19 protein-coding genes and 1 pseudogene are annotated in these 25,292 nt (G+C 35.5%); 8 read left to right on the top strand and 12 right to left on the bottom strand.

Annotation, left to right across the window (positions count from 1 at the left end; all coding sequences use genetic code 11):
* The first annotated feature begins 2 nt into the window (after positions 1-2).
* The 3 genes from HMPREF9446_RS11320 to HMPREF9446_RS11310 all read left to right on the top strand — a co-directional run bounded on the left by HMPREF9446_RS11320 (position 3) and on the right by HMPREF9446_RS11310 (position 3,178).
* Positions 3-2,036 carry a GmrSD restriction endonuclease domain-containing protein gene (locus HMPREF9446_RS11320; protein ID WP_009125796.1) on the top strand — a complete coding sequence of 678 codons (2,034 nt, stop codon included), beginning with the start codon at positions 3-5 and terminating at the stop codon, positions 2,034-2,036.
* A 189-nt stretch (positions 2,037-2,225) separates the two neighbouring features.
* The gene (locus HMPREF9446_RS11315) at positions 2,226-2,480 is read left to right on the top strand and encodes a hypothetical protein (protein ID WP_148345793.1); all 255 of its coding nucleotides are present in this window, start codon (positions 2,226-2,228) and stop codon (positions 2,478-2,480) included.
* A 17-nt stretch (positions 2,481-2,497) separates the two neighbouring features.
* The gene (locus HMPREF9446_RS11310; protein ID WP_148345791.1) at positions 2,498-3,178 is read left to right on the top strand and encodes a hypothetical protein; all 681 of its coding nucleotides are present in this window, start codon (positions 2,498-2,500) and stop codon (positions 3,176-3,178) included.
* Positions 3,179-3,427: 249 nt separating this feature from the next.
* Here the strand turns inward: HMPREF9446_RS11310 and HMPREF9446_RS11305 are convergent, their stop codons facing one another.
* From HMPREF9446_RS11305 to HMPREF9446_RS11255, 10 genes are all read right to left on the bottom strand, one after another.
* Entirely contained in the window at positions 3,428-4,093 is a 666-nt protein-coding gene (locus HMPREF9446_RS11305) for a hypothetical protein (protein WP_009125793.1), read from the bottom strand.
* Positions 4,094-4,108: 15 nt separating this feature from the next.
* Positions 4,109-5,143, bottom strand: a complete 1,035-nt coding sequence (locus tag HMPREF9446_RS11300; protein WP_009125792.1) for a nucleoid-associated protein — start codon at positions 5,141-5,143, stop codon at positions 4,109-4,111.
* On the bottom strand, positions 5,127-6,650 hold the full coding sequence (locus HMPREF9446_RS11295; RefSeq protein ID WP_009125791.1) for a hypothetical protein: 1,524 nt from the start codon (positions 6,648-6,650) through the stop codon (positions 5,127-5,129). The genes HMPREF9446_RS11300 and HMPREF9446_RS11295 overlap by 17 nt, the downstream gene beginning before the upstream one ends.
* Positions 6,650-7,681 carry a hypothetical protein gene (locus HMPREF9446_RS11290; protein ID WP_009125790.1) on the bottom strand — a complete coding sequence of 344 codons (1,032 nt, stop codon included), beginning with the start codon at positions 7,679-7,681 and terminating at the stop codon, positions 6,650-6,652. Before HMPREF9446_RS11290 ends, HMPREF9446_RS11295 begins: the two co-directional genes overlap by 1 nt.
* 17 nt (positions 7,682-7,698) lie before the next feature.
* Positions 7,699-9,546, bottom strand: coding sequence for an AAA family ATPase (locus HMPREF9446_RS11285; protein WP_009125789.1), 1,848 nt, complete (start codon positions 9,544-9,546; stop codon positions 7,699-7,701).
* A 3-nt stretch (positions 9,547-9,549) separates the two neighbouring features.
* Positions 9,550-13,080 (bottom strand): Eco57I restriction-modification methylase domain-containing protein, encoded by a 3,531-nt coding sequence (locus tag HMPREF9446_RS11280; protein WP_009125788.1) that lies wholly within the window; start codon positions 13,078-13,080, stop codon positions 9,550-9,552.
* An 11-nt stretch (positions 13,081-13,091) separates the two neighbouring features.
* Positions 13,092-16,361, bottom strand: a complete 3,270-nt coding sequence (locus HMPREF9446_RS11275) for a helicase-related protein (protein WP_009125787.1) — start codon at positions 16,359-16,361, stop codon at positions 13,092-13,094.
* Positions 16,362-16,363: 2 nt separating this feature from the next.
* Positions 16,364-16,567, bottom strand: coding sequence for a helix-turn-helix transcriptional regulator (locus tag HMPREF9446_RS11270; protein ID WP_009125786.1), 204 nt, complete (start codon positions 16,565-16,567; stop codon positions 16,364-16,366).
* 703 nt (positions 16,568-17,270) lie between these two features.
* Positions 17,271-18,230, bottom strand: coding sequence for an IS3 family transposase (locus HMPREF9446_RS11260; RefSeq protein ID WP_039969206.1), 960 nt, complete (start codon positions 18,228-18,230; stop codon positions 17,271-17,273).
* A 26-nt stretch (positions 18,231-18,256) separates the two neighbouring features.
* Complete coding sequence (locus HMPREF9446_RS11255; RefSeq protein ID WP_009125783.1) at positions 18,257-18,634, bottom strand: transposase; 378 nt, start codon at positions 18,632-18,634, stop codon at positions 18,257-18,259.
* Between the two features lie 167 nt (positions 18,635-18,801).
* On the opposite strand from HMPREF9446_RS11255, the gene HMPREF9446_RS11250 reads away from it, so the two are divergent.
* From HMPREF9446_RS11250 to HMPREF9446_RS11230, 4 genes are all read left to right on the top strand, one after another.
* Complete coding sequence (locus HMPREF9446_RS11250; RefSeq protein WP_009125782.1) at positions 18,802-19,122, top strand: helix-turn-helix domain-containing protein; 321 nt, start codon at positions 18,802-18,804, stop codon at positions 19,120-19,122.
* A 41-nt stretch (positions 19,123-19,163) separates the two neighbouring features.
* The gene (locus HMPREF9446_RS11245; protein ID WP_009125781.1) at positions 19,164-19,469 is read left to right on the top strand and encodes a helix-turn-helix domain-containing protein; all 306 of its coding nucleotides are present in this window, start codon (positions 19,164-19,166) and stop codon (positions 19,467-19,469) included.
* 354 nt (positions 19,470-19,823) lie between these two features.
* A complete protein-coding gene (locus tag HMPREF9446_RS11235; protein ID WP_009125779.1) occupies positions 19,824-20,588 on the top strand; it encodes a type IV toxin-antitoxin system AbiEi family antitoxin in 765 nt (254 codons plus the stop codon).
* Positions 20,581-21,489: a nucleotidyl transferase AbiEii/AbiGii toxin family protein gene (locus HMPREF9446_RS11230; RefSeq protein ID WP_009125778.1), complete on the top strand. Its 909-nt coding sequence runs from the start codon at positions 20,581-20,583 to the stop codon at positions 21,487-21,489. Before HMPREF9446_RS11235 ends, HMPREF9446_RS11230 begins: the two co-directional genes overlap by 8 nt.
* A 183-nt stretch (positions 21,490-21,672) precedes the next feature.
* Here the strand turns inward: HMPREF9446_RS11230 and HMPREF9446_RS11225 are convergent, their stop codons facing one another.
* Together HMPREF9446_RS11225 and HMPREF9446_RS11220 are read right to left on the bottom strand one after the other, a co-directional pair.
* Positions 21,673-22,671 (bottom strand): IS110 family RNA-guided transposase, encoded by a 999-nt coding sequence (locus HMPREF9446_RS11225; RefSeq protein ID WP_009125777.1) that lies wholly within the window; start codon positions 22,669-22,671, stop codon positions 21,673-21,675.
* Positions 22,672-23,207: 536 nt separating this feature from the next.
* Positions 23,208-24,446 (bottom strand): site-specific integrase, encoded by a 1,239-nt coding sequence (locus tag HMPREF9446_RS11220; RefSeq protein WP_009125775.1) that lies wholly within the window; start codon positions 24,444-24,446, stop codon positions 23,208-23,210.
* Positions 24,447-24,694: 248 nt separating this feature from the next.
* On the opposite strand from HMPREF9446_RS11220, the pseudogene HMPREF9446_RS11215 reads away from it, so the two are divergent.
* Positions 24,695-25,003: pseudogene (locus HMPREF9446_RS11215) on the top strand (hypothetical protein); the annotation flags it as partial.
* Between the last annotated feature and the right edge of the window lie 289 nt (positions 25,004-25,292).

Raw genomic sequence — 25,292 nt, 5'->3', positions numbered from 1 at the left:
CAATGAAATATTTGAAAAATATTCTTGAAGAATGTTCGATTAATGACATATATTTCTCAAACAGCGGGGTATCTATATTATACAAGATACCTATCTATCAGCGTAATTATGCTTGGGGGTGTGAAGAGATATACGCCTTAATAAAGGATGTACATGATTCGTTGGAGAAGTCCGTTTACTATATTGGCACTCTTGTCACATACAAAAGAGATGAAAATATTTTTGAGGTTATCGATGGTCAGCAACGACTTACAACAATCTACATCATCTTGAAGGCTTTGGGCATAGGAACTATTGCAAATAGTCTTACTTATTCTGCAAGAAAGGTTTCAGCTATGACAATAGAAAAGATGCCTAAGTTTGGTGAAGAAAAAGATAAGGGTATTGTCGATGGATTCAATTATGCAAAGGAAGCAATTAAAGACATTGTTGGCGAAAAGAAGGCTGACATAGATGCATTCAAGGATTTTTTTTTGAACAAAGTGCATATTATCCATTATCGTGTGCCAAAAGATGTGGATTTAAATCACTATTTTGAGGTTATGAATTCTCGTGGTGAGCAGTTAGAAAAGCATGAGATAGTAAAAGCTAAACTCAGCGAACAGTTGATAGGTGATGAGGACGCTATGGAGAAGTTTAGTCGTATATGGGAGGCTTGTAGCGACATGAGTTTCTACATTCAGCAGAAACTTCCAGAGATGACAACTGTCTTTGGTAAGACTATGGAAGATTTTGTTATAGAGTCTTTCGACGAGTTTCCAAGTTCTAATGAAGGCTTATTTTCGTCATTAGGAATGAAAACTATTTCAGAACTTTTAAATTCGTCTATAAAAACGATAGATAAAGATGATGAAGTAGACAAGAATGATAATTTCCAGCCAATTATTGACTTTCCGAATTTCTTATTGATTGTACTGAAAATTACAAGGTTGCTGAGTAAAGATGATTTTAATCCTTTGAGTTTTACACTTGACGATAAAGAACTAATTAAGGAGTTCGAGAAGGTAAATCTTACTCCAAAGTTCGTTAAGGACTTCGCCTACAATCTCCTTTTGGCTAAATATTTTCTCGATAACTATGTTATACACCATGCAAATGGTGAAGATAGAGCCATTGAAAATCCATGGAAATTGCAATATTATTATAAGAAGGGTAATAAGGCTGCCTATCTTAAGGATTTGTATGATGGTAATAAAGTACAACAAAATGAAGCAATTCAATTACTGTCTATGTTTGAAGTTGCTTTCACGCCTAAGCAAAGAAAAAACTATCTGTTCTATTGTTTATATCACTTGTTTGAGGATTGTGATCTAAATGATTATGTGGATTTTTTAAGAAAACTAGCTGATAAGTATTTCTTTGATGTATATCTTGATACGGGTAAACTCAACGAAATAAATCAGCCTAAGCCTAATAGTTTTGACGAAACTATTCTTAATTGTTATGAATTGAACATCGAATTAGAAGGAGTGAATCGAGATTTCAATAGTGTTTATCCTACTGGATCATGCAATATACCTCTGTATGTTTTTAACTATACAGATTATAAGCTTTGGAAGAAATATGCGGAAGAACTTCGAGGTAACAAAGAAAAGAAAGGTTCTCGTAATAGAATAAAGTTTTTTAGAGCATTAGGTTGTAGTGACTTTGAGTTGGAACCTTTTAAAAATTTCTATTTCTCTCGAACACGAAAAAGTTTGGAGCATTATTATCCACAAGCCAAGGCTGGGGATAATATGCTAATTAACTTGCAAGATATAAATTACTTTGGTAATTTGGCTATGATAGGTTCTGATGCAAATAGTTCTGGCTCCAACTGGAATCCTATTGATAAAAAGAATCGCTATCTTGATACAAAGTCCAACCAAGTAAGCGTTGCTTCATTAAAATTCAGAATCATGTTACAAATATGCCAAGATAATTACGATGCTGGTATTAAAGACGATACCTTAAAACGTCCATTTGGATTAGAATGGAATGTTGATGATATGGTTCGACATCAGGCAAAAATGCTCGAAATCATTATGAACTTATAATCAGCCTACCGGAAAATACATCAATAAGTATAATATGAATGATATAAAATCGGGTGTTTACGCTCATAAAGTTGAGTCGTTGCTCCGTCTTATCCCGATTGTATTATTCACTGAAGTTGCGTGAGGAGGTAGAGTATTTAAGAGATGCTTTTTAGTGAATTTTATTATGTAGTAAATAATAACGAAATTATGAAACAAGGACATAAAAATATAGATTTGGGAGACATGGTTCCTTATAAGATTCCCTATGGTGAAAGAAAACATGTTGTCTTTCTTATTGGTTCCAGATTTTCTGTACCTTGTGGAATGCCAACAGGAAAGCAATTGAATGATTTTGTGCTCAATATTAATAATGAGCCTATTACTGTTGACTTTACAGGGAAACTTGCAATTTCAGTTGATGGGAAAAATATCAAACTGGCAGTCTATATGAGAGTTGTTTGATGTTCTGTTCAGAAGCAATGAAGGAGTATAATAAAAACCATGAGTTTGATTATGAACAGTTCTTTGATTTTATAAGTAATGAAGGAATATATGACTCCTCATATGAGAAACTCGCAAAACCATTTCTTTATATGTTCTCTGACTACCATCGGTTGGTTTCTAATATGAAAACTATTTATACTCAGATGATAGAACATGAACTAAGGAAAGGAAGAAAAACAGAAAAATTTGAGCGTGAGATTGCGTCTGATAAATTTTCGAGATACGAAAACTTAGTGAAGTATCTTGATAAACTTTCGATAGACTATGTCGTTGACATCTTTTCTTTGAATCACGATTTACTTATTGAAAATCTTCCAAGAACAAACTGGCTACAACATGAAGGTATATCAGATGGTTGTCATAGCTATAGGTCGCCCTATTATGGAGAACTGGAATGTAATGGCAATAAATATGATTGTAGACTTGAAGAATATAAAGCCTTTTATAATACGGCAATTAGGTTATATAAATTAGACGGTAGTCTGGATTATCTTATGTTCAAAAGGTGTGGCAGTAATGGATGTTTCAGGAATGACAAAATGATTAAGGTACCATATGGAATAAGTGTTGATAAAACGAAGAAACAGAACAAGAAACGTCTTGACTATATAATGGATTGGATTGAGTATAATTATGATTTCCACCAGGAATCGTAATCTAACGATAAGTGGCTGAATATCTTTGATGTAACTTTTAGCTAAAGAAGTAATCTCCCGCTATTGCTCCACCGGAGGCTTGCAATATTTTGCAGTGTCTTGCGGAGTCGATTTCCTATTACACGACAAAGGTAACGCTTTATTTTGAAATACAAGCAGATGCCTTGTGTTTTTCCTCCACCTAACAGGGAAATTTGAATTAAAGTGGAGAATATTGCAGAATATACCTACTAAATGATATTTCGATTTTTACAAATAATCACCAATCTTTAATGACTTAGAATAACTATCAACTTCTTTATCTGAAGATAATTTCTCTACATGCTCAATAGATATACCTTTCCACCCTCTTATATTTGAAAACATAGGCCATATTGTACATTCTCCTATTTCGGGCTCATATTCATAATCTATATCCTCAAGTTCCTGCATAGAGCATAAGTTCTTTACTTCATCGTCTGTTTTAGCTATTATAATTATATCTTCTGGCGATATTGAGGAAAAATCAAATTCATGTTTTATTCTCCATTCTCTCAACCAAGTGAAATCATGGGTCAGAACATTTAGTTTCTCAAATCTCCAATCCATATCTATTTTCTTAAGGTTTTCTTCGTCCTTTTTATCACCATAAATTACAGATTTGGCTCCAAAGTCTTTAATTAACAAATCTCTTCTAAAACCTATACCGTAAAAAGACAACATAGGTTTATAGAAACGATTCATATATAAAAGATTTTCTCTAAAGTGCGTTATCGGAGTCTCTGTAAAACAAATATAATCATGAGTGTTAGAAATCAATTTTAATTGATTCAAAATATTTACTAATTTATCATACGCATCTTCCCCTTTTGTGAAATGAAAGAGATAAGGTGAAAGATCATTCCTATTTTTTACTAAATTTTCAGATGGATTCATAATTATATATCTATATTATTTTTCTTCTTTGAAAAATAATTGATAATAGTACATTTTTTTTTCTTCATCATAACCTCTAACTATATATTGCTCTCCACCATGAATATTTATATCAAAGTTCTTGTCGAGTTTGATTGTTGTCATGGAAACGGTTGCTCTACGTTTTATTGCAGCTGATTCAGTTTCAAAAGTGTCATCAATTTCTATATCACGCTCTCTTTGATAGGTTTCTTTATATTGCTTAAATTCAGAAACTAACTTAGGAGTTTCAAAAACTTGTTCTGCAAAAGTATTTATATTAACAGACTCCTCCTTCAAGGCTTCAACGCTTCTATTCATATATGTTGCCTTTTCTACTTTGCCATTCTCGTTAGGCAATTTAGAAACAAAACTCTTGCATAGAGATAGCATATTTTGAGTTTGATTGAAACTATCTTTTCGAGGACGTACATGTAGAAAGTCATCTGTCCAATATTTTGCATCCGCTCCTTTATTAGTATTATCTACAACTGCAATGATATACCCACTTTCCTTGTTTGTATTAAAAATTAAGCATCCTTTGTCTAATTTGTTTATACTTGCACCAGTTTCACTTGATATTTCAAATCCAACATCTTTTTGGTGTAACATTAAGAAAGTATCTTTACTTTCTGATTTAAACAATCCTATAGCGTCAGTATATATTCCATCAATTATACAGTTTTTTATATATGCAATATATAACTCGCCTCCTTTTATTTTGGGATGGATACTATGCTCATAAAGAAATCTTGAAATATTAGATGAACTTTTACAGAAAGAATTATTGTCAGCAAATATCTCATTAATATAACTATATATTGTATTTAGCTCAAAATTCGTCTGATGATAGAATGAATAATAATCTTCTTTTGCTATAAATGCTTTGTAAAAATAATTACTAAGAGCTTGCCTTGTTGCCTCATTCAACATCAAAGGCTCCTTTGATAATCTTAATCCTTCATCATTGGTCTTATTACCTACCCAATGAACCATACATATTTGTATATGTGCATCATATAATTGTATCATTTTTTTCTTCAATTAAAATATTAGTTCTGTTTGGTATTTTATTCAATGAATCATTTATATTTATAATTTGTTCTTTGTTATTCTGAAACAGTGTTGTGGTCTTACATATGGATTGAAAATTATAACAAAAACATCCAATACCAATATATAAGAGTATTATAAAAATATAATACCAAAGTAACTGCTTAAATCTTTTATTAACTGTTTGTTCCTTGTACTCACTGTATTTATCTGCACTAATATAGGAACGTGTAATATTCCCCCAATAATCCAATTCTTTAAATGATCTATTGATATCAACACAATCAAAAATAGTTTGCAGTATTGCTGAGCACCAAAAATATACCCCAAAAGCTTTAAATACATAGCTAATTAAATTGTTGTCAAATAAGGCATTTACTTCTGTTACTTTAGAGAACAATGTTATACCTATCAAGATTAAAGCAGCAAGTACATCCCTCATCAAATTCCCTAATATACTTCGTATCTTATTAGAAAATAAGTCTGTAGTACTTTTTATATCTTTCAACATATCTTTCAGCTCCTTCTGATATGAATCTTTTCTATCATACATGATATAGGAATACTGTTCTTTTATTTGAGAATATATGTCCTTTAGAATAGGATATAATGAATCATATAGAGATAGGTTTTGATATAAATCTAAAGAAGCACGTTCTGCAAAAAGTCTCTTTTTGATAGACTGACTATCATCTGAAGTGTATATCCATTTATAAATATCAAATAATAAATTATAATAAATCAATGAATATTCATCCTTAAGTGTCTCTCCACCTATTTCCATAAGAATATATTTATATCCTTTAATTATGACTTTTTTATCCTTTGTTATTTCATCACATAAAGAAGCTAAAAAAAACAAAATAGCATTTCTATAAAAAAACCTAGATACGCTATTTACATCTCCCCAACTTATAATATGTTTATGAGGAGTAATTCTAAAATCAGAATTGCAATTAATTCTAATATAATGTTCCACATGAAGGTCAGGTACAGAATTTTCCACAGTAAGTTTGCATGAGGAGTCAGAACCATTAACAAGAAAATTTGGGCCACCAAAATCCTCACAGAAATCTTTTACATAAATATGGTAGCGGCCATTGTTTAGTGGATAATCATCTTCAAATGGATTTGATTCTTTGACCCATTTTATAAAGCTATCAATATAATAAAAAAAAGTATGACATACATGTGTGCTATCAAATTTACCAAGCCATGAAGCCTTATTAATATGTATTTTCCATTTGCTTCCTTCGTCAAGTTCTTCTATAAAATCAGAAACCAATATTCTTTCATTATCAATATAGAAGACAATTGCTTTACTTATCTCTTCTCTAACAAAAGCATCATATAAATCTGAAAAAAATGAGCTTGAATAACGATTACTATAAACACCCTCAAACGTTAAGTTCGACCAGCTCTCAGAATGGGATATTGAAATTCCATTTATGATATCTATATTTTTTACAATATTTTCAAATTTCATTATTGTATATCTTTTATGTCACTAGTTTTAATAACTATTTTATACAATCCCTGCCTGTCTTTTATATCAGAAATAGAAATATTGTTTTCCTCTAGTGAACCTTCCCATTCAATCTTTACTCCTTCCGCTGTTTGACGAATATTTTTGCACTCTTTTTTTGTCAAAACATCTTTTTTAGGAATAAAAATTTGCCCATATAATCCATCCTCCATCATGAAATTTCTTAAAGACTCTCTTAGATATTCTTGTTTTTCCTTATCACTGTCTTGAATTACAGCCTCAATATACTGTTCAGAATTAAATGTATCTACAAAAGTCAAATAACTTCGTGCTTTATTTTTATAGGCAGAAGGTTCATTAATACCTTCGAATTTATTCAGGGAAGCCCAACGTCTAGCACATGATTGTGCTTTTTTAGTCAAATCAGATTCTGTTTCTCGTGGAATAACAGATAGAAAATTACCAAAAAATTTTGTGATACCAGATGGGCAACTTCTGTCAAAGACTAGAACATCCCACACAACATTAGGATTGATATCTATTAACGCTACTTTTTGTATCGCAGTTTTATCTTCGCTGAAGGTATTCTTTACTTCTTCTAATAGAGCCTTGTTGTTTTTCAGTTTGTACTCATAAACTTTTTTATGATCAAGCTTTATCAAAAATAAAAGTTTTCTAGTACGAATTGAAGCAATGGAGATTATAAAAACCCCATCATTCATATTAGAGGTATGGGTAGTTCTGAATCTACTTGTAATATCTTTAGATATTCTTAGAAAATCCTCATCTGATGCGTTTACTATTTCTTCCGCAAGATCCTTTATAGGAGAATTGTTTTCAGTGAAAATAAACTGCCTACCTTGACTAGCATCAGCTAATCTATCCCTGAAAAATTTTTGTTGTTCATCTGTAATTTTAACTTCTTCAAGAAATATCGGATTTATATCATCTGTCAAAATAATGTGAAATATCAATTTCTCTATCTTTATTGCTTCCTTATCAGCAATAGATAAAACACTTTCTCTGGGCATAATAATAATTTTATATGTTATATAAAGTTATAAATAGGATCTTCTGTTTTTGAAACTATAATACTGTTTAGATAATTAGAACTTTTACTTTTGTCTGATTTACTATAATTTACATCATAAAAATGTTTTAAAGTAGTATTATCAGATTGCATTCTTCCAATAGTTTCATTTTTAATTACCCTATAGTTAATCATACCTTTTGAAATTATAGGTTCTTTATCAGGTAGTTTGATAATTCTAAAGTCATCACATAAAATGATTTCAAACTTGTATTTTTCAATGTTTGGTAATGGGGTTTTTAATTCAAAGTATAGTTTTGCACCATATTCTAGAAAGGGAATTATAACTATGGATTGAAATGCATGTAATGTATGCAAACATTCCTCTACCTCGTATCTATATTTAATAATGTCATAACTATCATGACTAGCTGGGTTAAGTATGAATTTACGAAAACCATCTAGTTCCTCAAAAATAGCAACATCTTTTAATCCACTTTCCTCTGCATATTTTTTGCAGTTTTGAATTAGACCATTCAGATCTAACCTACTATAATCTGTAGATAGTTGCCACTTTGTTGGCAAAAAGTTCTTACATAATAATTCCGCTGCTTTTCTTAGAAAGTTTCCGGCAATTTCATATTCGTGCTGCTTTATGAAATGTTCTGCTTGACCCAAATAATCCTCACTATTTCTAATATATGGAATCTTATTGTCATCCATATAAATTTCTTTACACACCCATTCACTTTGATGTTTTTGAGTTTTATGCTTGAAGTACTCAAAAAACATTTTGTCGTGAGTAAATAAATATATTTTATACATATTACATATCTTTAGCAAAAAATCTATGACTTTTGCTCTATTGCTCATATCAAGACTAATAAGCATATCATCAAGAGCTAAGAAAGAGCCAGGTGTTATTGCTGTAGTTGACATTGCCGCAAATCTAACAGCCAAAGCAATAGCAGTTAGTTTCGCTTCATTAAAATATGATTGTGGCTTATATATTAACAGTCCAGTCTCTTTTATTTCTATACCAATTTTAGGAGGATAGAATATATTTGCCCCATTCGTATTTTTCCCACAAAAGAGATAATATTGCTCTTTTAATACATTGTCTGGGTGATCTTTGCTGTAATAAATCAATTTGATATTAAGTTCTTTATCTCCTTCATTCTTGAAATTGTCATTATAGATAGAATTAATTCTTATATTAATCCTGTCAATGTACTTGTTTAACAAATCATTGAATTTGGTTATTTGATCTTGAAATGCTTTATTCTTTATATCAACACCTCCATTGTATTCTCTTTTTATATTGTCATATAAATCAGCCAAAAACTCAGATGTTCCTGCAGGTAAATGAAATGGAAGAATGTCTTTATAAAAGACATTCCATAAATTGATTTCTTCAGAGTTTCTTGCTGCATGAAAACGTGATATATAAGAATGGTTGATAAATGCAGAATCTTTATTTAACATTCTAATATCACTCTCACTTCCACCATTCTCAGATTGTAGTCCGCCATTATCCAGCCTCCAAACTTTTCCATCATCAAATGTAATACGTATATTGGGCGTATAAGTATTATCTTTTGCTTCATTAAACCTATTGATATTAATTAATTGTTCATTGTTAGGAATGAATTCACCCCCATTAGTATCTCCTGGCTTAAAATACTTAACGCCTTTGTCATCTTTAAATACACTTTGCATTAAAACATGTAAAGCATAATATAAAGAAGATTTTCCACTTCCATTTTCTCCATAAATCAGAAGGTTTTTACCATCTGGTAAATCTATAGAAAAATTATTAGGAAAAGCTTTGAATCCATCAATTTCAATTTTAGTTATAGTAGCCATATTTCAAGATAGTATTATAGTTCGTAATATTTCTGATTTTGATAATGCCAAAGAATCAACTGCTTCAATGATGCCAGTTGAATCAATATCCATATATAAATCCCAAATATTTTGAATATTGATATGCTTAAGTTTTTCTGCAAAATTTTTCAATACTGTTATTACTGAAATCGTTGGCATTTCTTCAGAAAGATATATTTCATAAATACACCCATTTATCAACTTTTCAAAATCAGAAGAAATATATGAGTTAAGAACAAGATTGCTTGCCCGTTTATCTGTACTATTCAACAGGATAATAGTATCAACCAAGTTTGCGATTATTGTTTGTACTTCAATTGATGGTACTGCTATAGGGATTTGTTGTAGAGGTTCTTTATCTAACTGATAATTTGCGCCCTGCATTTTACCTCTATTTTTAAGCCAAAACTCAATTAACTTAGAATTTAATAATCCTGTTAAGTACTTCATATTAACTCTATTGGTTTTTATTATATAGAAAGTTGCAGACATGTAATTTTCACCATTAGCATATGCAAAAATAGGCTTACCTGCACACTTTCGTAAGGCTACTATTTTTTCACCGACAAAGAATGATTCAACTCTTGCTCTATGAAGTCCATATGGTTTATTATCAGATGTAATAACATCTTTAAATTGATCTAAATGAGTTTTTAGATGAGGATAAGAATCCATACTATGTGGATTCTTAAACGCTGAGGTTGTATAAATTATACTTAAATCTGTTGTTCTAACTATATATCGACTTACGTTATCTGATGAATTATAATATGGCTTAATAAGTTTTAATTCTGACTCAGTGAGTTGTAAAGCATTAATTTCAGACATTGATAATCCAAATATGCCTTTGCCGATGGGAAAGCCGTATTTTTCTGATAATTTCTTATTGACAAAATCGAAATGTGGATGTATTCCATTTGTTAATTCATTTTCTGATAAAAATATGCCATCCTTTATACTGCAAATTTCATCTAATATTTCATCACTTTTACTGAACGTGATATTTTTACCATAAAAATTTACTCTTCTAATAATTGGTCTATAACACTCCCCATTATTAGAAACTTTACTTAAAATACCAATAGCCTCTTTTTCAGTTGCTTTATATGCTGTTAGTTTACGATAATCAAATGAATAATCATCTGAAATTCTATCTTTTTGGAACATCATAATCATTGTTTGAATACTTGCGCTTTCAAACATCATTACTGCTCCAAAATCAACAATATTACAAATTCTTGTTTCTTTGATAACTTTATCTCTTAATTTACTGGCACCATAACTGGTAACCCAGTTGTTGGTCGCAATAAAACATAAAATACCATTGTTATTCAGAAGGTCTAATCCGTTACAAGCAAAAAGATACCATATATCCATTTTTCCTTTATAATATGGAGAATCTTTATATGGTTCAAAGAATGTTTTTGACATACGTCCCTCTTTTATGTATGGAGGATTTGCAATAATTATATCAAATCCCATAAAATCTCCATCCTCATTTAATAATTGAGGATATTCAAAGCGCCACTCAAAAGAGTTTTCGTACTTCTTATTGTTCAAAATTTCCTTTTCTTTTTCTACCAGTTTTTTTAGTTCGCTCTTCGCTTTGGAGTAACCAATTGGATCTTCTTTTGCTAACGGTTCACCGAATAAAGGTATCGCTTCATAATCATATACCTTTTTCTCTGCCGATTGCCTTTTCTTTATATCCCCTTTTGCTAAGGTTGTTTTGAAACAGCTTTTTATTTCATTGATTTTAGCTTTTAAACTATTTTTATCATCATGTTCTTCTGTGTAACCAACAACAAGATTTTTATAATTTTCTAACGTAAAATCATTCCAAGTCTTATTCTCTTTTTTTGCCGTCTCTTTTCCTATTCTATTATATTCTACAAATACATCAGATATAGGAGTATTTAATGAATACCTACATATCTGTGAATTTCCACATGTAATCTTATAATCCAAATTAGGTAGTGGCTCTGGTTCATTGGCGTCGACCACCAATGCCAGCCAAAAGCGCAAGCGAGCGATATCAACTGCTCCCTGCTCTATATCAACCCCAAAAATGTTGTTCTGGATAATATTTCGTTTGGTTTTAGTAGAATCAAAATCACCATGAGGCTCTGCATATGATTGTAAATGGTGAATCGCATGGTATAACACATATAGAATACCCATAGGAAACGCACCGGAACCAATAGCAGGGTCGCATACTTTTACATTCTTGAGCAGTTGCATAAATCTAGACGCTATACTTTGTGCCTGGAGTATAGGCATAATAATCCCATTATTTATCAGTTCTTCTATTGGTTCTACATATTGCTCGTCAGGCTCGTGAGTTTTCAGATACTGGATGATACTTTGGCGGCACATATACTGTACAATTTCTTTCGGAGTGTAGAATGCGCCTTTATCTTTGTTGTCTTCCAAAAGATTCTCAAAGATATGTCCTAACATTTCAGGATCAATGCCCACCTCACTATCGTCTGGGTCGTTTTCGTCAATGGTAAAATTGTATATGGAGAAGAATTCCATAAGATCCTTGAAATAAGAATATGGAAAATCTATATCTAATTCATCAATTTTATCTTTGTCAAATAAGCCTCCGTTAAGATATGGAATACCATTAAATTCTTTCAAGAGTGATATATTCCATTGGTTTTTTAAAAAGAATGTTTCGCGTTCTTCAATTTTTGTATTTAAAATTCCAAAAAATAGTGGCTCTAATACATCACTTAATAATCTTTTATCATTCGAGTGGTTGTTAACAAGTTTGCTAAGAAAGTTTTTATCTCCACCTTTCCAATTAGAGTGTGAAGCAGAAGCCCCCATCCAGCCTTTTTTCTGAAGGAACTGTAGAAACACCAAACGCCCAAGCAGTTTCTTGACATAGTCACGATTCTGTTTGTTATCGGAAAGTTGTTGCAGAAATTTGTTATACTGAGCTTTGTATCCGGCAAAAAACTCTTTGTTTAATCGCTCAACAGAGAATGCATCAATTACATCTGCTAATTTAATAGAGGTGGTTTCCTTTTTTGAAATCAATTCAAACAAACGCTCTGTGGCAGTTCTACACGGTTCGTTTTCACCTAAAAGAAATGTGTATCTTTTAGGTGCAGTTTCTGTTTTTATTAGTTCACCATCTTCATTGAATGAAGTTTGTTTTGCGATAAAAGTCAGGCGATAATCCGATACATTTTTTGAATAGTAAAAAGCTAAAACACCATGAATGACAGACTGATCAATAGTCCTTGCGGTTATTTCACGCAATCCTTTACGATTACGATTAATTAGAACATTGTCATTTACTTCAAAAGTATATATAGCTAATGAACGCTTATCATCCAAACGAATTATACCTGTTTGCCCTCCGTCTTTAACCAAATCATGAGAAACAGGATTAACATGAGTGAAGAACTCGACCTTTGGAAACATCTCTGTCAATATGCCTTTCCACTCATCGAAATTAAATCTGGTAGATAACTTATTTTGTAATTCTTTTGATGTCATGCTTGTAATAATTAAAGATTAAAACTTTCGGAGATAATAATTTCCGGTACTAACTCCTTTGTCGCTTTTATAAGGTTTACACCTTGAATTTCATGAGTGTTTAACTCAACATGTTCAAGCGGATAAGAAGTTATTATTCTCATAAGTTGTTCTAAAAGGACTACTATTTTAACTGGAGTTTTTTTTGTGGCACTTTGCAATTTATTTATGTCACGCTGCAACTGTTGAAATTTTCCTGTAGAGATAGCACGTTTGGCCTTTTCTATCAGAGTCAACTCCTCATCTGTTACGTTAGGGACATGCAAAAATCCATCAAGATACGCCAGAGCTTTTTTCTCATTTGGCCCTTGTGTGGTAACAATTTTTTTAGTAACAGCTTTTGCATCTTCTTCTTTCTCTGAGAAAACTTCTATCGCTTTTGCTACTTGCTCATGATGTTTGTCATGCAAAGGAATAGCTTTTTCTTCTAACCTTGCCTCAAATTCTTTCACAGCTTCCAGAAAGGTAAGTTCTTCTATGCTTCCGTCTTCACGAATGAAAGTAAAGGCATCTCTTCTTTTATTTCGAATAAACGCAATAGTACTCATAGGAATAAGCTTGTTCTTTCTTCCTACACGGGCTCTTAAAGGCATCTTATTTATTCGTTTTATCAGGTCTGGGTCATCCTCCTTCAGCTGTCTAAGCCACATCAGATACCGTAATTTCTCGTCTCTTTCCTCATCTGCATTCTTATCAAATAGCCCGAAACTTTCCGGATTTTCATCTGTGGAATAAATCTGGCTGTCTTCCCCCAGCGCGGCATGGAAAGCAAAGAGTTTCATTTTGGCTTTTTTCTCCAACTCTATGTCGTTGTTTACTTTGGCCGTAGGGAAGAAGTTGAATATATGCACCTCTTTGGCTGTACTTCCGATACGGTTTACACGCCCAATTCGTTGCATCAGTCTAGTAGAGTTCCAAGGCGTATCGTAATTGACTATAACATTGGCACGATGCAAGTTTACACCTTCAGCCAGAACCTCGGTAGAAATGACTATGTTATAATCATTTTTTTTCTCTCCTTTATAATTGGCATCAAAATTAGCTTCAAGGACAGGCATCTTGTCGTTACGATTATCACTCTGAACGGTCAAAACACGGTTAAACCCGTTTGCTTTCAATGCATCTGACAAATACTTGGTAGTTTCCTTACTTTCAGAAAAAACAACAAGCTTATCTTCTTGATTGATGGACTTGTCAAACAGTTTACCTTTCAGATATTCATTAATAAAAATATCTAATTTCGGGTCATAGATTATTTTATTCCATGCTTCTACCAGTTCTTCCAAAATATGTCCGTCATCTTCCAAGCCTTCCTTAAACCCAGGCTCAAAGTCTTCAGGGCTACATATTTCGATCGTTGGATCGGTATATTGCGCCTCTTCTATCAATTGTATCAGTTCATCTTCCTTCCCTTCGCTTAATAATTCATTAACTTTCAGATTAGGTGCTATATATATTACGCCTTTTTCAAACATGCCTAACATAACTTTGTTGGCCAGATAGTATCTCTTTAAAGATTGTTTGAAAGCATAGAAACTACTGTCTATTCGCTTGACAAGCAATGTTTTCATAATACCTGCCAACTGGATAGATATCATATCTGCTTTTTTATACTTGGCTTTTTTCTTTGGAACCAAATATTTAATTGCCTGATAGCGATAGTATTTCAACACATTACCTTCTTTACCTCCTAAATAATGTATTGTTTTATCATACAATGCTTCTAATTCAGCATCCAACTGATAATAAATCTTATGGGGAGGCTTTACATCTGGAAAATGTACATTCTGTTTTTCCAAATCTTTCCGATATGCTTCATTTTCCATTAAATCCGTACGTGTACGACGAACGGTTAATGGTTCAACTACCTTTGTTCGAATCTTTTCGTAAATAGCTTTTATCTCTTTAGATATTTGCTCTATATCTTTTTGCTTTTTAACCTTCTTGTATTTATCGATTTGTTCACGAAAGAAACGCTGTAAATTTCCTTCTTCCAAAGTGCTGTCTTTGGAATCCTGAAACAGATAAACCAAGTTGGCTATATCTTCGGGCCTGTTGTTCAACGGAGTTGCAGAAACAAGTATCACTTTCTTATCGTGCAGGCTACCATCAGCATGCAGAGTTTTAGTCTTGCAAAGCTTCTGTAGCTCGTTGTACATGGATGCTGTATCACTTCTGAATTTATGGGCTTCATCAACGATAACCAAATCATAAAGTGACGGATCCTTTGTTTTATGCAAGCTTCCATTTGTGATAATCTTGTAATTGTCAAGTTTAAATTCTGTCATTGTTCTTTCCCAACCTTCTTTAAGAGCTGGCGGAACAATAATCAATGTATGAGAGCGATGCATTGGAAATCCATTAGCAAAGAAAAATTTCTTGGCAATGAGGGCAGCAACAATGGTCTTTCCCAATCCAACTACATCGGACAGGAAAAAACCGTTATGTTTCATCATTTTTGAGTAGCCATCATTTACGGCATCAACTTGATAAGATAATTTTTTATACCCTTTAGGCAAGTCTGACACTGAATTTGGATCGAAATCTATGCTGCGCCCAAAGTACTCCAAAAGAAACTTCAAGTAAACATCGTATGGCGTAAATTCAGTATTCAGATAAGATTCTTTTTTTATTTTCTCAATATGTGTGATATCAATCGCGACAGATTCAGCCCATAGCTTCTCAAAGGTATCCGTAGCAAACTGGATATCATCATCATATCTTAGTTCTACATTAAATTCAAAGTTTTTCTCAAGTCCGGCTTCTGTCAGATTGCTGGAGCCAGTAATGACAGAACCATAGCCATGAGGATGATATACTTCTTCACGAAAGATATAGATTTTGGCATGTATGTTTTGTTTGGGATGAATACGCATTTCTATTCTGCCGGAAACAATATCTTCGATAAACTGATACATTCCGTCTTCCACTTCCTTGTCGTACTTAGCCTCTTGGATATTCTTTTTTATGTCATTGAAGAATTCCTCTTGCGACTGCTCGTTGTTGGGATTAAAAAGCAGTCCCTGCTGATTGGCCTGATAAGTCAACTTGTCTACATTGATGCCTACTAAGATTCTAATGTGGGGGGTCTGTTGAATGAACTTTCGGATCCTAAAATATCCGGAAGCTCTGAAATACCCTACAAGCGCATCAAAGAAATGCACTTTCTTATACTTGAAAACTCCTTCTATCTTTTCAAGGAGGGTATTTTCTTTTTCGTTAGTAAAGAAATTTGTTCCCATAATTATTGCTTAGTAGTTACAATCAAGTTTCTTACATCAACATCCAATTTCTCAGCAATTTGCATCAACATCTCCAGAGACGGTTGCATTTTGTTTGAACACCATTTAGACACAGTAGATGGATCTTTTCCTAATTGCTCCGCAAGCCATTTACCTGTTTTCTTTTGCTCAACTAAAACGACTTTAATTCTATTTATATCTTTCATTGTACATCCTTTTATTGGCGTATAGGACAAATATACTGATAATATATGAAACAGTGATAATGATAAGTATTTTTTCTTTTAAGTTCCATGATTCTAACCTTACCCATCGATTCATTAATCTATAAACATTGTACTTTTTCCGACTTTGGAGGAGAAATTATTAGCAAGTAGTTTTGGGACGCCGAAAACATTTCGGGTGCACGAAAACACAACTTGCTATGTTCCTATGTTCCTATGTTCGCTTGAACATAAATTTTCGGTGCCGAAAATTATTCAAACTATGAACTTTTTAATGATAAACTCATATTGGGAAGTGTTGCTTATAATCAATACTGTTTGCTTGGTGATAAATAAGCAAACAAACACTCAGTCAATACTGATTGCACTCATTACTGATTGTGTGGCGGTTTGAAGTCATGCAAACAGTAATTCAGTCACTCAGTTGTTCAATTTGTATCATATGGAACGAAGCGACTTTACTAATGTTTTGTCTTTTCCTGATTTAGCTAGACGCTTTTTAATTTCATAAACTACTTCACTAGACGCTTTACGGAATAGCTTCCTGAAGTAGTAGTCACTTCTTTTTTGTTCATACTGATAAGGTAGACACCTTAAAGCAGTTGTTCTTCTTGCCGGACTTGCAGAGCCCGGGCTTGCTTGTTTGGTAAGACAAGGTGCCCCTCGATGTGGTACTTTGTCTTTGTCAGGTGCGCCGGCATGTGCCTTCGCCCGGGCTTGTTGTTTGGTTTTGCAAAGATACTGCATCCTTCTCATTGTTCTTGTCATTGGCATCGTGTTTTTTCATTTTCCACATTTTTGTCTGTACTCCTGTCTCCAGATGCGCCACGGCGGGTATCTTGTAGCCTATGCTCATGTGCGGTCTGCGGTAGTTGTAGAAATGTATGTAACGCTCGATTACCTTCCTTGCGTGTTCTATGCCATTGAAGTACCGTTGCCGGTAGACGCGTTCCACTTTGATAATGCCGTTTACACGTTCGGCAACCGCATTGTCCGTAGGTTTGTAATCCTCTGTCATGCTGACAGCAATGCCATGCGCTTGGAGAAGCGACACATACTGGTCGCAACAATATTGCACTCCACGATCGGAGTGGTGTATCAGTCCGGTGAGGCTTTCACTCCCTTTCATTTCAACAGCCTGCCTTATGGCCTGTCGCAATGCGTCAATGGTGGCCGATACCCGCAGGGTATGGGTAAGCACCCATCCCACAATCTTATGGGAATATGCATCGGTAATCAGGTGCAGGTAGCAGACATCCCCATTTGCCAATGGGGTATAAGTGATGTCACTGACCCACAGCTGGTTGGCTGATGTCAGGCAGAGCCCTCTGGTCAGGTTTTTCCATTTGTGGTAGCGATGGTTGGAGTTGGTGGTATGCCGGACTTTACGGGGTGGAAGCATCAGGCGGTGCTGGCGCAGAAGCGCATAAAAGCTGTCTCTGCCGGGAACGAAACCGGCGTCGAAAAGCACGGTGAGCATGATCCACAACTTGTAGCCGCCGATGCCCGGGTCCTCAACGCGTATTTCGCGGACGGCATCCAGTATCAGGCGTTCCCGCTTCAGGCGGGTCTCAATGTCAGCTCTTGACTGGTAGTAAGCTTGACGGCAATGGCCAAACAGACGGCAAGCCGGCGCTACTTTCATATTGCGCCGGCTGACCAGTTCCGTTACTATTTGGCCCCAGATTTTTTTCTGATGGGAATGTTAAAGTATTCTTCTGCGCGAGTAATCAAAAGGTCACGAGCTTCCGTCTCCAACTTGGAGAAAGAAAGGGCTTTCTCCAGTTCCTTGATGCGCTTTTTCAATTGCGCATTCTCCTCTTTGTACTCTTCTTTGCTACGATTGGGCATGGCTGTCGATGCTGGTTCTGAAGGCAAAGATAGCTGTTCGGACAGATAATCATACTTTTGCAGCCAACGATTTAACAAAGTTATACCACAAATACCATGATGGTGGCAGAAGGAACGTTTACTCATGCCCGACTGGTAATAAGAACGAAGAAGAGATAGTTTGTCTTCTTCACTGTAATGCTTACGAATTGGAATCATTTGTGTAACATATTTATAAGTTTGTAAATATGTCTACCTATGCCAGTATAAGACATTTCATTTCATTATGCAATATGTCGACAGTTGATGATACAGAATGTCAGAGTTGCGGCATGCATTGTTTTTTATCTTTACTTAGCACAAACATTTAGGTTTAACTCAAAATAATGAAGACAATGGAAATCATCAGCTTTGAAAAAAGAACTTTCGAGGAGATAGCCGCCAAGCTGGATCGCTTCGTGCAGCGGGTGGAAAGTCTGTGCCGTGAACACGGCGGAAAGGAAACAAGTGAATGGATGGACAACCACGAGGTCTGCCGCAGGTTGCGTATCAGTCCGAGAACCTTGCAGACCTTAAGGGATAACGGGACGCTTGCCTTTACAAAAATCGGGAACAGGACTTACTACCGTCCTGAGGATGTAGAGCGAGTGGTCGGGAATGTGGAGGAGAAACGTAAGGAAGCCCGCTGGAAAGGAAAGACTATTTGAACGAGTTTCAAGAATAATGTATAACCCAATATCAAGAGCATATGAGTAATGAAATCAGAGAAAAGGACCACGAGTGGGTAAAGACGTTCCATTCGAATTTCGACAGGCTGTTGGCCCTGCTCGAAAAGTTGTTGGAAAAACGGCAACCGTCTGCTTATGGCGATGAACTGCTGACGGACAAGGAAGTGGCATACCTGCTGAAAGTGAGCCGGAGAACCTTACAGGACTACCGCAACAACGGCATTCTGCCTTACACACAGGTAGGCGGCAAGATTCTCTACCGGGCTTCTGACATAGAAAAGACACTGATGAAAGGGTACAAGGAAGCGTACCGACTTAATGAATAAAATCGGTATCACTCTATTGGAATCTGTATCACTTATCAAACATGTGGGTGATGCAGATTCTATTTGTTTTATTGAAAAAAGTAGGGAGAAAAGCAAATAAAGTGGGGAGAAAAAGATTAAAAGTAGGGAGAAAGATTCTCGAAAAGCGGCTTGATGTTGATTCCAAGATAAACAATATGGCACAAAGAGACGTACACACTATAAGTGTTTTATGTAAACATAACCTTAAGAGTTGTTTTTATTTGGTATAACTATATTACAGGTGTATAATTATTGAATAAAAGCAACTATTATTGTGTGATAACTGGAAATTATGCTATCTTTGTAGTTGAATACAAGAGCTTATAATAAACTATGAGTGTAGAATTGGCTAATAAAATAGATCTTCTGCTACGAATGGGGACGAAAAACGGCCTTTACTTTTCAGAATGGCTGAAAAAAAACGGATATTCGGATCAGCTGATAAGCAAATATAGGCAATCAGGATGGTTGACTTCATTGGCAAAAGGCGTTGTATATCGAACTGGTGATAAGTTATCCGCGTATGCCGCTGTGTCATGTTATAATAACCAACTGAACAGGCAACTACGTGTGGCAGCCCATTCCGCATTGGAATTGTTTGGGTTCAACCACTATGTCCCGATGGGTAAACCAGTTCTGATGGTGGCACATTCAGGGATAAGTATTCCCAAATGGATGAATGCCGATTATTTTGACAGAACAATAAAACCGTTTGAAACGAATATGTTTACCACAATTCAGACTTCGACTGTTAAAGTGGAAGGAGTAAACCTACTTGTCTCTTCTCCGGAACAGGCTTTCATGGAATGCATGTTGCTTGCCCCCGACCGATATGGCTATATGGATTTATATTATATTATGGAACAGCTGACGTCACTTCGTGCAGATGTTGTTCAGACTCTGCTGGAAACAATAAAAAATCTACGAGTAAAGCGTATGTTCCTTTATATGGCTGAGAAAGCCGGTCACTATTGGTTCGAAATGCTGGACATGGTGAAAATAGACATAGGAACATCCAAATTGCAACTGGTGGAAAACGGTATATATATAAGTAAGTATAAAATAACTGTGCCTAAAGAATTGTTTGATTATGAATGAACTATATAAAAAACAGGTGGCACTGTTGATACGTATTATGCCCTCTGTTTATCGTATCAAGGATTTTGCCGTACATGGTGGTACGGCCATAAACCTCTTTCACAAGAATATGCCTCGCTATTCGGTTGACATTGACCTGACATATATTCCTGTGCAAGGAAGGGAGGAAAGTCTCAAAACTATAAAAAGCCATCTTGAAACACTGAAAGGATATATCGAGAAATCCATACCCGGAATCAAGGTTATTCCCAAATATGATGTATGGAAATTGCAGTGTACATTGAATGGTGCAACTGTAAAAATAGAAGTGAATGGTACTAAAAGGGGCATTATAGGAAGTACAGAGGAGAGAATGCTTTGCGAGAGATCCCAACAGGAATTCAGTATGGCATGTAAAGCCCGCAATGTGTCATATTCCCAATTATATGGAGGTAAGATTGCGGCTGCATTAAGTCGTCAGCATCCCAGAGATTTGTTTGACTGTAAATACATGGATTTGTCTTCTTTTGATGATGTCAAAGCCGGTTTTATTCTTTGTTTGCTCGGCAGTGATAAACCGATAATAGAGTCTTTGCAGCCGAACCCGATTGATCAAAGTGAAGTTCTTGAAAAACAGTTCAAAGGAATGTCTGATGTAGAGTTCAACTATTCAGATTATGAAGAAGCGCGGAAAAATCTGATCGCTTTAGTTAATGACGCTTTAACCGATACAGACATGGAGTTCTTACTATCCTTTGAGGAAGGTACACCTGACTGGAGTAAATGCTGTGCTGGAGATCTGAGCGGATATCCATCCGTAAAATGGAAACTTCAGAATATTGCAAAATTGAAAAAGGAGAATCTGGAGAAACACCGTCTTGGCATAGATAAGTTACGACAATTCTTTGAGAGTACAAAGTAACAATAACTTTTCTGGAGGGAGCGCAGTTTATCGCCTGCCCATTTTATTGCATTTCTAAAAAATATCCCTCTTTAAGTGATGAAAACGGCATATAGAATCGGACGTGATTTTAATTTCCATCTATATGCTGTTTTATTTTTTATTTTCTGACTTTTCCGTATTCTTATGATTTGAGCAAATTTTTCAGCCTAAAATAGGTTGATAAATGCGGTCATTTTTAATAACGGAGAACATTCTTGCTACAAGTTTGGCTCTGATTGCGTTTAATACGGTCATTTTGTTTTTACCTTCTTCTACTTTCCTCTGGAAATATTCTTTCAGCTCACCCCCTTTCCGATGTGCTATTGCCACCGCTGCCATATGCAATAGAGCTTTCATATACTTGGCTGCCCGTAAGGAAACCCTGTTCTGTGAGTGCTGACTACTGCCTGAGGTATATGCAAAAGGTGCAACACCGGCATAACAGCAAAATTGACGGGCATTTTCAAACTTTGTAAATCCTTCCGTTGCTATAATCATATTTAGTGCAATAACAGGGCCTATGCCATCAATAGATGTAAGTAATTGCATTTGGCGATTCAGCATCTTAGAACCTCTTATAATTTCATTCATTTTATCCGTTAGTGCATCTATCGTCTTTTGTAATGACATTATAAGGGATTTTAACCTTTTAGCTTTTGGGGCATAAATAGCACTTGGAATAAAATCTTTTTGGTCAGTAAGAATCGTCTTATATTTATCCAAATCAGTAACATACATCGTCCTTTCTGCCTCTAATTGGGTTAGCATTATAACCTCGTCTGTTGGGCGTTTATATCGTTTCATTTTGTCGAAAAAACGAAAAGCATAAGTTGCAATACGACGGGCATCAACCTTGTCATTCTTGCCTCTGGTCATTCCACATGAGTATTTGATTTGAGTGGGATTCTCCAGCCACAATTTAAATGAAAGAGAATTGGATGCACATATCAATGGATATGTATATTGTCCGGTGTGTTCTGCACAAATGACAAATTCATCGTTGTTAATTTCCAAATCATCCTTAATCCGACTTACAGCTTGTACGATTGCTTGTGTGTGGTTAACAATTTGTTCTTCAATAACCACCTTTGAGTTAAGCATAACGCAAATGTCCAATTTCTTTTTTGAGACATCAATGCCGATAAAATAAATCTTATCCATATATTTGTACTGGGATTTAAGCGAAAGGAAGGACCTAACCTTAACCTAACAACCTTAACAACTATGTGTTATATTCTTATACAGGTCTAGGGTTGGGAAAAGCAAAGAGTCCAAATACGGAAATGAATCTTATTCTCGGTCGCTCCTGGTTCACTCTTTGCACTCCTTTCTTTCAAAGTTTTTAATTCATCACAAAGTTAAATTTATTTTCGGCTACAAATCTAAGGTCAGTCGCTTGTTTCCGCTGCCGTCGGCGTTCATTGTACAGACGTGAAAGGGAAAAGGTTTTCGGGCTGAATACGCTCTGAAAGAGGAAGATTCTGCCCGAAACGGCATAGCCGCCAGACCTTTTCGCTTTCAAGAGAGTCTGTACTAACTTCTATGGACGGCGAGGAAATAGGCGACTGATGGGTATTTCTTTTGATTCGGAGATTTGTCTGGTATTCATGCGGATAATTAACCGCAGAATTTGCGGCTTATTATCCGTATGATAGAATGATTCAACATAATTTCTGAATTGTTTGAATGGGTTGCTATTAACGAGAAAGATTGCTTGAAAGCACACTCCTTACATTATTCATATCCTTCAGAATGGAACTGTCGAGTACCCTTGCATAGTGCTGCGTCATCTTGATATTGGAGTGACCAAGCATTTTGGTTACATTCTCAATGCTGACTCCATTGGCTAAACAGACAGATGTGGCATACGAGTGACGGGCGCGGTGTGTGGTCAGGTTCTTCTTTATCTGGCACAAGTTGGCAATCTCTTTCAGGTAGCTGTTCATCTTCTGATTGCAGGGAACAGGCAGCAATACTCCTTTCTTTTTAGAGGCAGGATAATCTGCATATTTCCTCAGTATTTCCAAAGGAATATCCAGCAACGGAATGTTACACATGTTCTTTGTTTTCTGACGCGGCTTTCTGATCCACAGATTTCCGTTGTTGTCTTTTACGATATGCTCAGGAGAAAGTTGTTGTACGTCAATGAAAGCCAAACCGGTAAAGGCGGCGAAAATAAAAACATCACGGACTACGGTGATTCGCTCCAGAGGAAACTCCTTGTGGTAGATGGTCAGCAGTTCGTCCATGGTAAGAAATTCACGGATTACTTCTTTTTCGTGGAACTTGATACCGATAAACGGATCCTTGGCTATCCATTCATTGGCCAGTGCCAGATTGGTAATCTTCTTCAGACACTTCATATAACGGATGACGGTATTCTGCTGACATTCCTTTTCCGTCTTCAGATAAAATTCGAAGGCACGTACCAGTTCACCGTTGACTTCCGCCAGCGGCAGATCATCCTTTTCGTATTTCTGTCTGATAAGTTCGGCAAGATAGCGCTTGCAGCTTTCATAACGGCGAACGGTAATCAGGGCATAGTCTTTCCCGACCAGGGCACGGCATTGGTCATTGTGCTCCTGCATGGTACCAATGAGAGTGCGTACCGCTTCCGGTTCTTTGTCCTGTCCGAAAAAAAATTCCTGTAACAGACGTGCCGTTATAGGCTGGTTCTGTTCTTCCAACTCACAAAAAATCTGATGGAGCTTGATTCTCGCATTCTCGATATAAGCATTCAGGTCGCATGATTTACGGCTTTTGCCTCTGGCGGATTCTTTTGCCTGACTCCAGAGAGACGGGTCAATGCTTTTGCGGATGTTGTTTTCAACTCGCGTACCATCTACAGTGATACGCATACACACGGATGTTTCTCCGTTTTTCAGCAGCTTGGTCTTCTTCAAGAAGAAAAGCACATTGAATGAACTTCTTTTCATTTTTCCTACAGTTTTTAGTTTGTACAAAAGTAGGAAACCGTATCCGTTTTCTTGCTATGCAAAATATTGACAATCAGTGAAAAAGGTCGTAATTCGGTGGAGATTTCTGCTCCACCTTTTATCTCCACCTTTTGCTCCACCTCGAACGGTAATATTTTGCCGTTTTTTGCGTACCTAGGGAAAATAAAAAATCCCGATTTCGCTTGGAAATCAGGATTTTACTGCTTTTTGCTTTTCTTCAAAGTGGTGCCAACAGTTACTCGTCCAATGTCAGGCTGGCCATTGAGGTGGCTACGGCTCTGTATAAGGCCGGGGCACCGCTGCTGATATACGATGCAAAAAAACTCCTAAGAATTCTGCTTGAAGAAGATTATGTGCGGCTGGTTCCCGACTCCTTTCACAACTATATGGGTTACCAGGAAGAGGGCGCTGTCTATGAACTGCTGTGGGAATATGAATGCTCGGACGATACTAATTCGGTTTTGACTAAGGAGCAATACCAAGCGATTGTCTCTCTTGCAGAATGGCAGGAAGTAGAGAAGATTAGGGCTACTTAACTCTTATTTTTCATCGGCTGACGTACATCGGCAATCTATTTGAAAATCGGTAGTATGCAAATTATCGACACTGATTCGAAATAGTGCTGATAATTTGCTTGATTCTGATATTTGATAATATGATTCTTGATAGCTTTCAACAGCCAGGCATTATCCTATTCGACAGAATTGTCCACAACCATATGGTTTATCAGGAGGAAGAAGCTGTTAATGGGCTATCATGTGAATATACATGTAGTGACAGACGGCAGACGTTTGTAAGCACTCACTGTGTGGCTATACTGCCCGT

The organism is Bacteroides fluxus YIT 12057 (genome assembly GCF_000195635.1).
GTDB lineage: Bacteria > Bacteroidota > Bacteroidia > Bacteroidales > Bacteroidaceae > Bacteroides > Bacteroides fluxus.
The sequence above is the reverse complement of the archived record's forward strand: the minus strand, read 5'-3'. Positions and strand labels throughout refer to the sequence as shown.